At 74.6% G+C, this 14,818-nt stretch carries 12 protein-coding genes and 1 pseudogene; 8 read left to right on the top strand and 5 right to left on the bottom strand.

The window, feature by feature from the left end; genetic code table 11:
- Positions 1-13 precede the first annotated feature (13 nt).
- Positions 14-424, top strand: coding sequence for a PPOX class F420-dependent oxidoreductase (locus tag ACIGZJ_RS15195; RefSeq protein ID WP_396457621.1), 411 nt, complete (start codon positions 14-16; stop codon positions 422-424).
- On the opposite strand, the gene ACIGZJ_RS15190 is transcribed toward ACIGZJ_RS15195, so the two are convergent.
- Complete coding sequence (locus ACIGZJ_RS15190) at positions 408-1,328, bottom strand: alpha/beta fold hydrolase (protein ID WP_396457620.1); 921 nt, start codon at positions 1,326-1,328, stop codon at positions 408-410. The genes ACIGZJ_RS15195 and ACIGZJ_RS15190 overlap by 17 nt on opposite strands.
- 217 nt (positions 1,329-1,545) lie before the next feature.
- Here ACIGZJ_RS15190 and ACIGZJ_RS15185 point away from each other — a divergent pair, with 217 nt between their 5' ends.
- Positions 1,546-3,915 (top strand): lamin tail domain-containing protein, encoded by a 2,370-nt coding sequence (locus ACIGZJ_RS15185; RefSeq protein WP_396457619.1) that lies wholly within the window; start codon positions 1,546-1,548, stop codon positions 3,913-3,915.
- Between the two features lie 57 nt (positions 3,916-3,972).
- On the opposite strand, the gene ACIGZJ_RS15180 is transcribed toward ACIGZJ_RS15185, so the two are convergent.
- A complete protein-coding gene (locus ACIGZJ_RS15180) occupies positions 3,973-4,653 on the bottom strand; it encodes a hypothetical protein (protein WP_396457618.1) in 681 nt (226 codons plus the stop codon).
- A 345-nt stretch (positions 4,654-4,998) separates the two neighbouring features.
- Between ACIGZJ_RS15180 and ACIGZJ_RS15175 the strand changes: the two genes are divergently transcribed.
- The 4 genes from ACIGZJ_RS15175 to ACIGZJ_RS15160 all read left to right on the top strand — a co-directional run bounded on the left by ACIGZJ_RS15175 (position 4,999) and on the right by ACIGZJ_RS15160 (position 10,331).
- Positions 4,999-7,047: a TerD family protein gene (locus ACIGZJ_RS15175; protein WP_396457670.1), complete on the top strand. Its 2,049-nt coding sequence runs from the start codon at positions 4,999-5,001 to the stop codon at positions 7,045-7,047.
- A 229-nt stretch (positions 7,048-7,276) separates the two neighbouring features.
- Positions 7,277-7,438 carry a hypothetical protein gene (locus ACIGZJ_RS15170; protein ID WP_396457617.1) on the top strand — a complete coding sequence of 54 codons (162 nt, stop codon included), beginning with the start codon at positions 7,277-7,279 and terminating at the stop codon, positions 7,436-7,438.
- On the top strand, positions 7,435-9,810 hold the full coding sequence (locus ACIGZJ_RS15165) for a heavy metal translocating P-type ATPase (RefSeq protein WP_396457616.1): 2,376 nt from the start codon (positions 7,435-7,437) through the stop codon (positions 9,808-9,810). The genes ACIGZJ_RS15170 and ACIGZJ_RS15165 overlap by 4 nt, the downstream gene beginning before the upstream one ends.
- Positions 9,811-9,830: 20 nt before the next feature.
- The gene (locus tag ACIGZJ_RS15160; protein WP_396457615.1) at positions 9,831-10,331 is read left to right on the top strand and encodes a copper chaperone PCu(A)C; all 501 of its coding nucleotides are present in this window, start codon (positions 9,831-9,833) and stop codon (positions 10,329-10,331) included.
- 64 nt (positions 10,332-10,395) lie between these two features.
- On the opposite strand, the gene ACIGZJ_RS15155 is transcribed toward ACIGZJ_RS15160, so the two are convergent.
- Genes ACIGZJ_RS15155 through ACIGZJ_RS15145 form a run of 3 tightly spaced genes read right to left on the bottom strand, consistent with a single transcriptional unit; the run spans position 10,396 to position 13,151 of the window.
- Positions 10,396-10,824, bottom strand: coding sequence for an SgcJ/EcaC family oxidoreductase (locus ACIGZJ_RS15155; protein WP_396457614.1), 429 nt, complete (start codon positions 10,822-10,824; stop codon positions 10,396-10,398).
- A gap of 18 nt (positions 10,825-10,842) precedes the next feature.
- Positions 10,843-12,162, bottom strand: coding sequence for an MFS transporter (locus ACIGZJ_RS15150; RefSeq protein WP_396457613.1), 1,320 nt, complete (start codon positions 12,160-12,162; stop codon positions 10,843-10,845).
- Positions 12,159-13,151: a DMT family transporter gene (locus ACIGZJ_RS15145; protein ID WP_396457612.1), complete on the bottom strand. Its 993-nt coding sequence runs from the start codon at positions 13,149-13,151 to the stop codon at positions 12,159-12,161. The genes ACIGZJ_RS15150 and ACIGZJ_RS15145 overlap by 4 nt, the downstream gene beginning before the upstream one ends.
- 117 nt (positions 13,152-13,268) lie before the next feature.
- Here ACIGZJ_RS15145 and ACIGZJ_RS15140 point away from each other — a divergent pair, with 117 nt between their 5' ends.
- Positions 13,269-14,162 carry a LysR family transcriptional regulator gene (locus ACIGZJ_RS15140; RefSeq protein ID WP_396457611.1) on the top strand — a complete coding sequence of 298 codons (894 nt, stop codon included), beginning with the start codon at positions 13,269-13,271 and terminating at the stop codon, positions 14,160-14,162.
- Between the two features lie 343 nt (positions 14,163-14,505).
- Positions 14,506-14,700 (top strand): annotated as a pseudogene (locus ACIGZJ_RS15135) (histidine kinase); the annotation flags it as partial.
- Positions 14,701-14,818 lie beyond the last annotated feature (118 nt).

Raw genomic sequence — 14,818 nt, 5'->3', positions numbered from 1 at the left:
AGACTCACCGGCTATGAACGCCGCCACCCCGCCGCCGGACCGCCTCGAACGGCTCGTCAGGCTCTCCGCCGGGAGCTACCTGCTGGTCACCACGTACAAGAAGGACGGCACCGCGGTGCCGACCCCGGTCTGGGTGGTCCGCGACGGCGAGGCGCTCGGCATCTGGACCGTCGCCGACTCCTGGAAGGTCAAGCGGATCCGCAACCGGGCCGATGTGCTGGTCGGCCCGTGCGACGTCCGGGGCAAGCCGACCGGTGAGGCGTACCCGGCCACCGCCGAGATCCTCGCCCCCGAGCGGGCGGCGGCCTACCGGACGCTGCTGCGGCAGAAGTACGGCCTGCTGGGCGTGCTCACCCTGCTCGGCAGCCGGCTGCGGCGCGGCGAGCGCGGCACGATCGGCATCCGGATCACTCTGACCGACTGAGCCGTCCGCCCTCCGCCCGGGCGCAGCCGTCCAGGACGACCCGGGCGACCAGCCCCGGGTCGTCGCTCATCGGCACGTGCCCGCAGCCGGGCAGGCGGACCAGTCGGGCCGCCGGGATCTCGCGCAGCGCGCGGACGCCCTGGCGGCGCAGCAGGATGCGGTCCCGGGTGCCCCAGGCGATGGTGACGGGCGCGGCCGTGACGTCCCCGGTGAAGCGGATGGTGCGGCCGACGGCGAGGGTCTCCTCGAAGCCCGTCGCGAGGCGCAGCGCCCGCGTCTCGGCGACGGCCGCGGCGGGCGAGCGCAGGCCGGGGCGGGCGTAGACGGTGCTCACCAGCAGGGTGCGGCCGACGGTGGAGCGGGAGAGCCGTTCGACGGCGGGCTCCGGCAGCAGCCGGGCGCCGAGGCGCATCCCGGCGAGCACCCCGAAGGCGTACCGGCGTTCCGCCTCGGTCCAGAACCCGGCCGGGGAGAGCGCGGTCACCGACCGGGCCAGCCCGGCCCGTCCGAGCCCGAGCGCCAGGAGGCCGCCGAGCGAGTTGCCCGCCACGTGCGGCCGCTCGACGCCGAGTGCGGCGCACAGCTCCCCGAGCACCGGGACGACCGCGTCCAGCCCGTAGGGCACGCCCGACGGCAGCGCCGGCGAGGTACCGAAGCCGGGGAGGTCGACGGCGATCACGTCGTGCCGTTCGGCGAGCGCGGGCAGCACCGGATCCCAGGCCTGCCAGTGGTGGCCGATGCCGTGCAGCAGCAGGAGCGGGGTGCCGGTGCCCAGCCGGCGGTAGCGGACGACCGCCTCGCCCGGGCCGTAGCGGGCGGGCAGCGGGACGGCCACCTCCGCGACCTCGGCGGGGTCGGCCGCGGGGGTGGGGCCGGTGGCGGCGGCGGACTCGACGGGAGGCATACGGCTCCTTTGTTGGACGTGGAGTCAGCAAGAATTACCCACCGGTAGCCTCCACGGCAAGAGGCGGCCGCCGCTACGCCGCGCGCGACGGCCCGCCGAACTGTTCTCCCGCTGTACGTCTGGCCGTTGGGCCCAGCCCGCGGTAAGGCAGGGATGGCACTGCTAGACACGCAGCGCCCGAAGTTCCACTGGTCGTCAGGTCGTCAGGAGGACGCCCATGCGGCGTAATGACCGAGTCCGGCTCCGCACCGTGGCGGGGGCTTCCGCCGCCGTCGTGGTCGGTGCTCTGCTGGCCCTTCCCGGTGGCACCGCGCAGGCGGTCTCGCCGGACATCGTGATCAGCCAGGTGTACGGCGGTGGCGGCAACTCCGGCGCCCCCTACACCAACGACTTCATCGAGCTGTACAACCGGGGCACCACCGCGGTGTCCGTGACGGGCTGGACCGTGCAGTACGCCTCGGCGGCCGGATCGTCCTGGTCGCGGACCACCCTGTCGGGGTCGATCGCCCCCGGCCGGTACTACCTGGTACAGGAGGCCGCCGGAGCCGGCGCGGGTGCGGCGCTCCCGACCCCGGACGCCACCGGGACGCTGGCGCTCAGCGCGACCGCGGGGAAGGTCGCGCTGGTGACCAACTCGACCGCCCTGACCTGTGGTTCGGGCTGTGCGACGCAACCCGGGGTGAAGGACCTGCTCGGGTACGGCGGCACCGCGAGCTCGGCCGAGGGCACGCCGACCGGCAACCTGTCCAACACCACCGCCGCCCTGCGCGCGGGCGGCGGCGCCACGGACACCGACAGCAACGCGGCGGACTTCGCACTCACCGCGCCCGCCCCGCGCAACTCCTCCTCCCCCGGCGGCGGTTCGGGCGGCGGCACCCGAATACACGACGTGCAGGGCGCGGCCCACCTGTCCCCCCGCAACGGGCAGTCCGTCAGCGCCGTGCCCGGCGTGGTGACGGCGGTCGGCGCGAGCGGGTTCTGGTACCAGGACCCGGTGCCGGACGCCGACCCGGCCACCAGCGAGGCGCTCTACGTCTACACGACCGGCGCGCCCGGGGTCGCGGTCGGCGACTCGGTGACGGTCGGCGGCACGGTGAGCGAGTACCGCCCGGGCGGTACCGGCGGCGCCACCAACCTGACGACCACCGAGCTGACCGCCCCCGCCGTGGCCGTCCTGGCGCACGGCGCCCCGCTGCCCGCGCCGACCGTGGTCGGCAGCGGCGGCCGGGTGCCGCCGGCCGCACTGATCTCCGGCACGGCCTCCGGCGACGTGGAGAGCGCCGGACCCCTGAAGCCCGCCACCGACGGCATCGACTTCTGGGAGTCGCTGGAGGGCATGCGGGTCGAGCTCGACAACGCGGCCGTGGTCGGGCCGCGCACCTCGTTCGGCGAGATCCCGGTGGTGCCGCAGGGCAGCACCACCCGCACCGGCCGCGGCGGCGTCCTGCTCCAGGCCACCGACGGCAACCCCGAGCGGGTGATCGTCGACGACGTACTGGCCCCCACCCCCACCGCCGATACCGGGGACACCCTGGCCGGCGCGACGGTCGGCGTCCTCGACTACTCCTTCGGCAACTTCAAGCTGCTGGTCACCGCCACCCCGACGGTCACCCCCGGCGGCATCGCACCCGAGACCACGGCGGCGCCGACCGCCGACCAGCTGGCCGTGGCCACGTTCAACGTGGAGAACCTCGCCCCGGGCGACCCGCAGAGCAAGTTCGACGGCCTCGCGGCCGGCGTGGTCACCAACCTGCGCGCGCCCGACCTGGTCGCGCTGGAGGAGATCCAGGACAACAACGGCGCCACCGACAACGGCACGGTCGCCGCCGACCAGACGGTGGCCAAGCTCGTCGCCGCCATCTCCGCGGCGGGTGGCCCGGCGTACTCCTACCGGCAGATCAACCCGCAGAACGACCAGGACGGCGGGCAGCCCGGCGGCAACATCCGCCAGGTGTTCCTGTACCGCACCGACCGCGGCCTGAGCTTCACCGACCGGCCCGGCGCGGGCGCCACCACCGCCGACTCGGTGGTCGCCACCGCCGGCACCCCCTCCCTCGCCTACTCCCCCGGCCGGATCGACCCCGGCAACCCGGCCTTCGCCGCCAGCCGCAAGCCGCTGGCCGGCGAGTTCCGGTGGAACGGCCGACCGGTCTTCGTGATCGCCAACCACTTCAACTCCAAGGGCGGCGACCAGCCCCTCTTCGGCCGCTACCAGCAGCCCGCCCGCCCCTCCGAGACCCAGCGGCACGCCCAGGCCACCGTGGTGCGCGCCTTCACCGACCAGATCCTCGCGGTGGACCCGAACGCCTCGGTGATCGTGCTCGGCGACCTCAACGACTTCGAGTTCTCGCAGACCGCCGACATCCTGACCGCCGGCGGCGCGCTGGTCGACCTGCCGCGCACCCTGTCCCTGACCGAGCGCTACACCTACGTGTACGAGGGCAACTCGCAGGTGCTGGACCACATCCTGATCTCGCCCGCGCTGGCCGCGAAGGCCTACGCGTACGACATCGTCCACCTCAACAGCGAGTTCGCCGCCCAACTCAGCGACCACGACCCGCAGATCGTCCGCATCCCGCTGCCGTAGCGGCCTGCGACGCCGACCCCGCGCCGACCGGCGCGGGGTCGGCGTCGGTGGGGGCCGTCAGTAGCGCAGGGCCTTCACCACGACCGGGAGCAGCTTCTGGTCCGGCGGCTTGCGGCTGAACGCGACGGGTGCCGCCGTCTCCCCCGCCGGGAGGTTCTCGACGCCGACGACCGCGCTGTCCACCGACTTTCCGCTGGTGTCGGTGAAGTCCACCTGCACCGCGTAGGAGGCCGTGTCGAGCCCGCTGTTGGTGATGGTCACCACGACGGCGTGCAGCCCACCGGTGTTCGCCCGCGACAACCCGGTGATGGTGACGTCGCCCAGCGCGTTGCCGCCGTTCTCCAGCACGCCCAGCGCCGCCGCCGCCCGCTCCCGGGCCTGGACGCCCTGCGCCGACACCGACGCCTCGAAGGAGGCCGCGGCCGCGGCGGCCGAAGCGGCCGCCGCCGAGACCGAGGCCAGCGCCGACTCGGCCGTCGAGGCGAGCGCGGAGGGCGGCTCCCCGGAGAAGGACGACGGGTTGGGGGTGGTGCTCAGCGTCGTCTCGGGCGCCGGCCCGGAGGACGAGCTGATCGACGGATTGGTCGAGGAGCTGCTACAGGCGGCAAGGACGCCGACGCCGGTGACCATCGCCAGCAGGGCCACCGCCCGTGGCGCCGTCCACCACCGGCGGCCGGCCGCGCCCGCACCTCGCGCACGGCTCGGGGGACTCTTCGGGAGGGTGTGGAGTTCGCGCACCGGGAATCGCTCTCCTGAATCGGTGTCCGACGGCCAGGGCCCGTACCTCCCCCATGCTTCGCAACAACCGCCGTGACGGCGAGGCGTGCTGACCCGTTCGGGTGGGCACCGCCGAAGGTTCTCGGGGTCGCGGTGTGCGAGGGGGGACAGAAAGATCACATTCCGATTGCGTGCAGACAATCTGCATGAAGCCTGGCCAGAGCACTCGTCAGAGGTACTAGGCTCGCTGTCGGTCGGACTGGTCGGACTGGTCGGACCGGTCGGACGCCAGCGGCAGCAACAGTTGACGGCTGCGCCGGTTCCGTCGGCGTGGCCCCGTTCCTCTGGGGGACATCCGTGCAGGACATGGTCAAGGGTGCCAACGTCGGGCTCGCGGCGCTGAGCGAGAGCGCCGATTCCGTCCTGGTGAGCCTGGGCTGGAGCAGCCCCGACGGTGACGGGGACGCCGACGTGTCGGTGCTGCTGTTGACCGCGGACGGCAAGGTGCGCAGCAACGCCGACTTCTTCTTCTACAACCACCCGGCCGCCGGGGACGGGAGCGTCGAGCTGCTCGGGCGGACCCCGACGGAGGCCGGTACCGAGGACCGCATCCGGCTGGACCTGGCCGCCGTGCCCGCGGAGGTCGAGCGCCTGGTGATCGCCGCCAGCCGCCACCAGCGGGCCGCGTTCGGCCGGCTGGACGACCTGCGGCTCGAACTGGCCGACGCCACCGGCGAGCGGCTGCTCGGCTTCTCCATCACCGACGCGGACAGCGAGAGCGCGTTCGTCTTCGGCGAGATCTACCGGCGCAACGAGGAGTGGAAGTTCCGCGCCGTCGGACAGGGGTACGACACCGGACTGGCCGGGCTGGCCACCGACTTCGGCATCGACATCGAGGACGACGAGGGCGACGCCGACACCCCGAACGACGACACCACGGGCGACGACACCCCGTCGGCCGGGGCCGGGGCCGGGGCGCCGGCCGTCGGAGCCGAGCCGGCCGGGACGGCCGACCCGCAGGCCAAGGTGCTGGTCCCGGCCCAGGCCCCGTCTCCCGCGGCCGAGCCCGCGGTGCCCGCGGACCCGGCCGCACCGGCCGCGCCCAAGCGGCTGCGGACGGCGCGGAAGAAGGTGACCCTGCCGAAGACCGCCAAGCCGTCGCTCGCCGAGAACGACGGCTGGCGCCGGGCCCGGCTCTTCCCCGCCACCAGTCTCAAGAGCGACCGCGAGCGCGAGGTCCGGGCGACGTCCGTCCTGCTGTCGGTGATGTCCGAGGTGCCCGAGTTCGGCCGTCGGCTCACCGCCGCGTTCGGGGCGCCCGCGGGCCGGATGGAGACCTTCGCCGAGGTCTCGCTCCCCCACGGCGACTCCCCCAAGCGCCCCGACGGCGTCATCCGGGTCGAGCGGGCCGGGCGGCTGTGGACGGCGCTGCTGGAGAGCAAGACCAACGGCAACCCGCTCAAGGCCGACCAGGTCCAGGACTACATGGACATCGCCGCCCGGCGCGGCTACGAGGCGGTCATCACCCTCTCCAACGACGTGGCGCTCGAGGGCAGCCCGCTGGTCTCCGTGAAGATCGACGGGCGCCGCAAGCACAAGGTGATGCTCTGCCACCTGTCCTGGGCCGAGGTCGCCTACCAGGCGAGGATGCTGATCCGCCACGAGGGCGTCGGCAACCCGGCGCACGCCTGGCTGCTGCAGGAGCTCCTGCACTACCTGCAGCACGAGAACTCCGGCTGCCACGGGTTCCAGAACATGGGCCCGGCCTGGGTGCCGGTCCGCAAGGGCATCGACGACGAGACCCTGGCCGCGGGCGACGAGCGCGCGACGCAGGTCATCGAGAGCTGGGAGCGGCTGATCCGCCAGGTCTGCCTCCAGCTCGGCGGCGAGCTCGGGGTCACCGTGCTGCCCGCCCAGCGGAACCGGCGCGGCGAGGACCCGCGGGCGCGGCGCTCGGCGCTGGCCGACCGCCTCTGCGCCGAGGGCCGGCTGAACGCGGAGATCCGGATCGACGACACCGTCGGGACCATCGGGATCACGGCGGACCTGCGGGTCGGCAAGCTGCGCACCTCCATCGAGATCCCGGCCCCCGAGCAGGGCTACCCGCTCAGCTGGGTCAAGCGGCTGGTCCGTCAGCTCGCCGAGGCGCCGGCCGACCTGCACGTCGAGACGCTGACGGACGGCGCCGCCGCCGGGCCTCGCGGCACCCTGGAACGGCTGCGGCCCGAGCCGGGCGACCTGCTGCCGAAGGACTCCTCGAAGATCACCGGGTTCCGGCTCTCGCTGTCGAAGTCGGTGGGCGGCACGCGCGGCAACGCCGAGACGGGTTTCATCCGGGGTGTCGACGACGCCGTCGCCCGGTTCCACACGCAGGTGGTCGCCCACCTCGACCGGCGGACGGCCCGGCGGGCGTAACGCGGGGACGGTCGGCCGGTCCGGGCCCGGAGCGCGCCGCGCTTCGGGCCCGTTCGCGTGCCGGCGGCGGGCGGGGATGCCAGCCGGGGGCGCCCGGGCCGGGCACGGGACCGCAGGTCGGGATACCCGGGCCGGGTTACGGGTCGGGCAATTCGGAACGTACGGGAACCAAAGGGGGTGGGGGGCCGACTGCTGGGGGGTGAGTGCGAAGTCGCCGGGTGGCCGGCCGTTGAGTGTGCTGGCGGGGTTCGCCCTGCTGCTGGTGGTGGTGTTCGTGGTGGCCTTCGCCGTGGGGCGGGGTGCCGGGCCGGTGTCGCCGGGGCTGGTGCCCGGGAGCGGCGGCGGGGGCGAGCCGGGGATGAGCGGGCACGACATGGGGGCCGGGCAGTGAGCCCGGTCGCGGACGCGGACACCGGGACGCCCGTCACCACGGACCTCGCGGTCGGCGGGATGACCTGCGCGGCCTGCGTCGGCCGGGTCGAGAAGCGGCTGGCGCGGATCGAGGGGGTGACGGCCGGCGTCAACCTCGCCACCGGGCGGGCCCGGGTCCTGCACCCGGCCGGGGTGGCCGTGGCGGACCTGGTCGCGGCCGTCGAACGCGCCGGCTACACCGCGGAGCCGGTGACCGGGGGCCAGGCGCCGACCGGCCCGGAGGAGGACTCCGCGGAGCGCCGGCGGCTGCTGGTGACGGCGCTCCTGGCGGTACCGGTGGTGGTGCTGTCGATGGTGCCCGCGCTGCAGTTCGCGGCCTGGCAGTGGGTCTGCTTCGCGCTGGCCGTACCGGTGGTGAGCTGGGGGTCGGCCGGGTTCCACCGGCGGGCCTGGCAGGGGCTGCGGCACGCCGCGGCGACCATGGACACGCTGGTCAGCCTCGGTGTGGTGGCGTCCTTCGGCTGGTCCGGCTATGCGCTGGTGTTCGGCGGGGCCGGGGAGATCGGCATGCGGATGCCGTTCTCGCTGACGGCCGACGGCGGCGGCGCGGCGCACGTCTACCTGGAGGCGGCCGTCGGCGTTCCGCTGTTCGTCCTGGCCGGACGGCTGCTGGAGGGCCGGGTGCGGCGGCGCAGCGGGTCGGCGCTGCGGGCGCTGGCCGAGCTGGGTGCCAAGGAGGTCTGCGTCCGCGATCCGGAGTCCGGCGAGGAACGCCTGCTGCCGATCGAACAGCTGCTGCCGGGGCGGGAGTTCGTCGTCCGGCCGGGCGAGCGGGTGGCTACCGACGGGGTGGTGGTGGAGGGCGGTTCGGCGCTCGACCTGAGCCTGCTGACCGGGGAGAGCGTGCCGGTGGAGGTCGGTCCCGGGGACGGGGTGGCGGGTGCGACGGTGAATGTCGGCGGCGCCCTGGTGGTGCGGGCGACGGCGGTCGGCGCGGACACCCAGCTGGCCCGGATCACCGCGCTGGTGGCGGACGCCCAGGCCGGGAAGGCCCGGGCGCAGCGGCTGGCGGACGCGGTGGCCGGGGTGTTCGTCCCGTGCGTGCTGGCGGTCGCGGTGTGCGTGCTGGGCTTCTGGCTGGGCGCGGGCGCCGATCCGCAGGCGGCGGTGACTGCGGCGGTGTCCGTGCTGGTGGTCGCCTGCCCGTGCGCGCTGGGGCTGGCCACGCCGACGGCGCTGCTCGCGGCGACCGGGCGGGGCGCGGAGCTGGGTGTGCTGGTGCGCGGGCCGGAGGTGCTGGAGAGCCTCAGGCGGATCGACACCGTCGTACTGGACAAGACCGGGACCCTGACGACCGGGCGGATGGAGCTGGTCTCCGTCACGGTGGCGCCGAGGGCCGGTAGTGCTGGGTCCGGGACTGCCGGGACCGGGCCCGCGCAGGTGTGCGCGGCGGACGTGGACGCGGCGGAGGTGCTGCGGCTGGCCGGGGCCGTGGAGTTCCGCTCGGAGCACCCGATCGGACGGGCCGTCGTGGGGGCGGCCCGGGACCGGTGCGGGTCCCTCCCGGCGGTGGCGGGCTTTGCCGCCACCGCCGGGATCGGGGTGTCGGGCACGGTCGAGGGCCGGGAGGTCCGGGTCGTCCGGCCGGACGACGCGCGGGGTCCGCTGGCGTCCGAGCTGACCGAGGCGCTCGCGGCGGCCGGGGACGCCGGCCGGACGCCGGTGGTGGTGGAGCTGGACGGTCGGGCGGTGGCCGTCCTCGCGGTCGGGGACACGGTGCGGTCCGGCAGTTGGCGGGCGCTCCACCGGCTGCGCGGGATGGGGCTGGAGACCGTCCTGCTCACCGGGGACGGCCCGGGTGCGGCCCGGGCGGTGGCCGGGGAGCTGGGCATCGAACGGGTGCACTCCGGTGCCTCACCGGAGCGCAAGGCCGAGGTGGTGGCCGAACTGCAGGCGGCGGGGCGGACGGTCGCGGTGGTCGGCGACGGCGTCAACGACGCGGTCGCCCTCGCCTCGGCGGACCTCGGGGTGGCGCTGGCCTCGGGTAGCGACGCCGCGATCGGCGCGGCCGGACTGACCCTGGTGCGCGGGGACATCGAGGCGGTGGTGGACGCCGTCCGGCTGGCCCGGCGGACGCTGGCCACCATCCGGGCCAACCTGCTCTGGGCGTTCGGCTACAACGTGGTGCTGATCCCACTGGCGGCGGTCGGGCTGCTGAACCCGATGCTGGCCGCGGTGGCGATGTCGCTGAGTTCGCTGCTGGTGGTGGGGAACAGCCTGCGGCTGCGGGCCTGGCAACCGGGGCGGGGCGCCTCGGGCGGGTCCGGCACCGGCGCCTCGGACGGTCGGCGCGGGCCCGCGCGGCGGTCCCCGGCGGGGGCGGCGCGGTGAGCGGGAAGGTGCGGCGGCGAGTGGCAGGAGGGCGGGCGGTGGAGCACCTGCGGGCGGTCGGACCGCCGGTCGCGGCGGCCGCGGTGGCGCTGGGACTGCTCTCCGGGTGGACGGCGGTCGGCGGGGCCGGTCGGCAGCGCCCGGTGGAGGTCGCCGCCCCCGGCTGGGTGCTGCTGCCGACGACCGGCGCGTCCACCGCCACGGCCGCGTTCTTCACGGTGCGCAACCCCGGCGACGTGCCCGACGAACTGGTCGGGGCCGGCTGGGAGCTCGGCGGCCGGATCACGCTGAAGCGGCATCGGCACCAGGGCGCCTCGGGCCGCTGGGAGGCGGTCGCGGCGCTGCCCGTGCCCGGGAGGGGCTCGTTGGTGCTGTCGCCGGAGGACTCCGATCTGATGATCACCAATCCGCCGGCGCTGCGGGTCGGGCAGTGGGTGGAGTTCACCCTCAGCTTCCGCAACAGCCCGGACATCCGGGTGAAGGCCGAGGTGGTCCCGCCGGGGACGCGGCGCACCGGGTGAGGTGCCCACAGGGGCACCACCCGGTGAGGCCGCGTACGCCCGCGCCCGCCCAGGAGCCGCCCGCTCAGTCGCCCACCACGATGGTGTTCTGGTTGGCCGTCAACAGCCAGCGGTCGTTCTCCTTGGCCATGACGTAGAGCGGGCTGCCCTCGTCGCCGATCTGCTCGCCGTCCGCGCCCAGGTAGCGCTGGCGGACCTTCACGGCGGCGACGTCGGGGCGGATGAAGAGGATGTGCACCACCTCGTAGCTGGCGGTGTTCCCGGTGCCCGTGAAGGAGCCGGGGAGCACCTTGCGGGTGAACTCGGCGATCTCGTCGCGGCCGGTGAGCCGCTTGCCGTGGCCGGTGGTCCAGATCGCGTCCTCGCGGAAGAGGCCGATGAACTCCTCGGTGAGTTCGTTCAGTTGGGCGTGCTCGACGGCGGCCACGACCTGCTTGATGGCTTCGGTGGCTTCGATCTCGACAGTGGCGCTCTGCTTCGTGTCCGTGTCCATGGCGACCATGATGGAACTTCAAGTGCACTTGATGTCAAGGGCAGGCCTCGCTTCGCCGGGAGCGGCGACGCCGGTCACGGTCACCGCCGCGGCCACCGCCGGATGGTCCGGGAGGTGGCGGCGGGTGCGGATCGGCGAGAGGTAGACGGGGAGGAACGCCGAGGCGAGGAGCACACCACCGAGCCAGAGGGTGGGGTGGAGGCCGGCCACTTCGCCGAGCAGACCCGCCAGGGCGGCCCCGATCGCCAGCGAACCGGTGAGCAGGAAACGGAAGGTGGCGTTCATCCGGCCGAGCAGGGCGTCCGGGGTCATCCGCTGACGCAGGCTGACGCCGAGCACGTTGTCCATCCCGGTCTTGAAGGCCAGCACCAGCGAGCCGAACCCCGCCACGTACAACCAGACGCCGGCACCGTTCAGCGGGATCAACAGACCGGCCGGTGCGGCACAGAGACCGGCCAGGCCGAGCGCCCGGCCGTAGCCGACCCGGGCCGCGATCGGCCGGGCGCAGCGGGAGCCGAGCAGGATGCCCAGGCCGCCGACCGCCCAGTACAGGCCCAGCGCGCCGGCGGGGAGGTGGAGCTCCCGCACGAACAGCACCGGCAGCAGGGTGTTGACGATCTGGAACCCGAGGTTGGTGAGGGAGGCGGTGAGCGCGAGCGCCCGCAGTTCGGCGTTGCCGAGGACGTGGCGCAGGCCCTCCCCGACCTGCGCGCCCAGACCGGGCCCGTTGCCGCGCACCGGAGGCGGCGCAGGCGCGGGAGTACGGCGCAGGGCGATCAGACGCAGCGCCGAACCAAGGTGACTGGCGGCCGTCACGGCGATGGCGGCCGGTGCGGTGAGCAACTGGACGAGCGCACCGCCCGCGCTGCGGCCGGCGATGTTGCCGACGGCCATCAGGCTCACCACGGCCGCGTTCGCCTGCACCAGGTGGCCGCGGCCGACCAGTTGCGGCAGCACACTCTGTGAGGCGACGTCGAAGAAGACGGTCGCGCACCCGCTCAGCAGGGCGACGGTGTACAGCTGCCAGAGGGTGAGCCCGCCCAGCCACCAGGCGAGCGGGACGGACGCGTACAGCGCGGCCTTCACCAGGTCCGCGACGATGAGGACGCGGCGGTGACGCATCCGGTCCACCCAGGCCCCGGCGGGCAGTCCGATCAGCAGGAACGCGAGGGTGCTCAGCGTGGCCAGTGCCCCGACCTGGCCGGCGCTCGCGTCCAGCGCCGTGACGGCGATCAGCGGGAGGGCGACGTAGCCGATGTTGGTACCGAGCTGGGCGAGCGCGGTGGCGGTGAAGAGGGTGCGGAAGTCGGCTGTCCGCCAGGGTGATTCGGGGCTCATGGTCCGTTCGCTCGGTCGCGGGTGGTGGTGGTCTCGGCGGCGCCGGCCGTGGTTGCGGCCACGATGGCGGTCGCGGTGGTGGGTGTCGGAGCCCGGGCCGGCACCGGCGCCGTGGAGCGGGTGGGTCGTTCACGGTGGTACCGGGTCAGGAAAACCCCGGCCAGCACCACGAGCATTCCCGCGACGGTCCGCATGCTCCATGCCTCGTCGAGGACGAGCACGCCGAGTGCCGTCGAGACGACCGGCAGCAGGTACCCGACGGTGGCCGCACCCGTGGCGCCCTCGATGGCGATGAGCCGGTAGTTGAGGTGGAAGGTGAGCCCGGTGCAGAACACCCCGAGGACGGCGACGGCCGCCAGCGCCAGAACGTCGAACCCGTCCGTGGTGCCGCCGCCGGCGGGCAGGGCCAGGGTGCTGAGCACCGCCGCGACGCCGAGCTGGGCGGCGGAGAGGGCGAGCGGCTCGGTGCCGGTGTCGGTGAGCACACGCCCCATGTAGGTGAACGCGACCGCGTAGCTCGCGGCCGCGCCGAGCAACGCCAGCGCACCCCAGCCGAACCCGGCGCCGTGCTGCGCCGAAGCCGCCTGCCACGGCGAGAAGATCAGCAGCACGCCCGCGAAGCCGAGCAGCAGGCCGCCGAAGCGCAGCGGATGCCGGCCTCGCTCCGTACCGGCGGCAAGGCCGATCAGCAGGGACCAGAGCGGGGTCGTCGCGTTGAGCACCCCGGCCAGCCCCGAGCCGACGCTCTGCACACCCAGCGCGGTCAGGAAGAACGGCAGGGTGTTGCAGAGGAAGGCCGCGACGACGAGGCGGAGCCAGATCGCGGAGCCGCGCGGCAGGCGCTGACGGGCGGAACGGGCGAGGACCAACAGCACGGCCGCCCCGAGGGCGGAGCGCAGCACGGTGATCTGCAACGGGGACAGCCCGTGGCGCAGCGCGAGCTTGGTCCAGAGGAAGCCCGAGCCCCAGAGCAGCGCGAGGACGGCCATCCGTACCACGGGGCACCTGCCTTTCGTCGGACGTGTCAGAGGTGGTGGTACGAACGCTGCCTGCCGGAATCCGACAGGACAAGTGAAATGTTCTGAACCACCTTTAAGCTGGACTACATGATCGATGTGCGACGTCTCCAGGTACTCCGGGCCGTGGTCAGCGGCGGTTCGGTCAGCGCGGCCGCCACGGCCCTCGGCTACACCCCGTCCGCCGTCAGCCAGCAGGTCGCGGCCCTGGAGAAGCAGACCGGGACGGCGCTGCTGGAGCGGGCCGGCCGCGGCGTCCGGCCGACCGCCGCCGGGCGGCTGCTGGCCGAACACGCCGCCGTCATCGACCGGCAGGTCGCCGAAGCCGGGGCCGCGCTCGCCGACCTGCTGGCCGGGCGGAGCGGGTCGCTGACGGTCCGCTACTTCGCCACCGCAGGAGCCGCCCTCGTCGCCCCCGCGATCGCCGCATTCCGCGCCGACCACCCGGGCGTCCGGCTCGACCTCGGCATGACCGACCCCGAGGACCCCCTGCACGAGGTGCTCCAGGGCCGTGCCGACCTCGCCGTCGTGGTCCGGCCCCGGGCCGAGGAGCACCCCGGCCTGCGCCTCGTCCACCTGCTCGACGACCCGTACCGCGCCGTGCTGCCGAAGGACCACCCGCTCGCCGCGAAGCGCGTCCTCGACCTCGCCGACCTCGCCCACGAACCCTGGGTCCGCAGCGGACGGCCGGGCCCCTGCCAGGACGCCGTCCTGGACGCCTGCAGCACCGCCGGCTTCCGCCCCGGGTTCACGGTGGACAGCGAGGACTACCCGACTGCCCAGGGCTTCGTCGCGGCCGGCCTCGGCGTCGCCCTCATCCCCCTGCTGGGGCTCACCGCCCGGCGCCACCCCGACGTGACCGTCCGGAGGTTGCGCGCGCCGGAACCGGTCCGCACCATCCACGCCGCCGTCCGGCAGACCGCCTGGGGACAGCCGGCCCTCGCCCGGCTCGTGGCCGCGCTCCGGGAGACGGCCCGGTCGTGAACCCGGGAGTGAGCCCGCAGCGGGCGCGGGACACGTGGGCGACCACCAACCAGGGGTCGTGGCGCCTGTGGCTGGGCCGTGACCCACCCGGGAAACCGCTTCCGCCACCACGCCAGGCGGGGCCCCGGCGTTCGGGGCGGGGGTGGCCGGGCACTACCGTGAATCCGGCGGTCCCCCTGGTCGGGCGACCTGGGTAGGGTACGGACGGACCGGGCACACCCCGACTGGATCGGCCGCGCCGGTACGGGACGACGAGGACATCGGTGGGCGGCGCGAGCGGTACGCGAGCGGACGGCGCGAGCGGACGGCGCGAGCGGACGGCGCGAGCGGGAGGCCGGCCCGGATGCCGCAACTGCGCCTGGACGAGCTGCTGGAGGAACTCCAGTGGCGGATCGACGCGGCGCACGGCACCCGGGACCGGGTTCACAGCCTGTTGGAGGCGGTCCTCGCGGTCGGGCGCGGGCTCGACCTGGGCCAGGCCCTCCACCGGATCGTCGAGGCCGCCGCCGACCTGCTCGCCATCCCGTGGCCCACCCTCTGCACTCTCCCGGCCCGCCGCTGCGGGTCCACGGGCATCATCGTCGATCGCCGGGCGCCGCTCCAGGGCCCAACGACCCCATTCGCGGGCGCGAGGTCCCCGCCGACGCCCGGGAGCC

The organism is Kitasatospora sp. NPDC052868, assembly GCF_044547105.1.
Taxonomy (GTDB): Bacteria; Actinomycetota; Actinomycetes; order Streptomycetales; family Streptomycetaceae; genus Kitasatospora.
The sequence above is the reverse complement of the archived record's forward strand: the minus strand, read 5'-3'. Positions and strand labels throughout refer to the sequence as shown.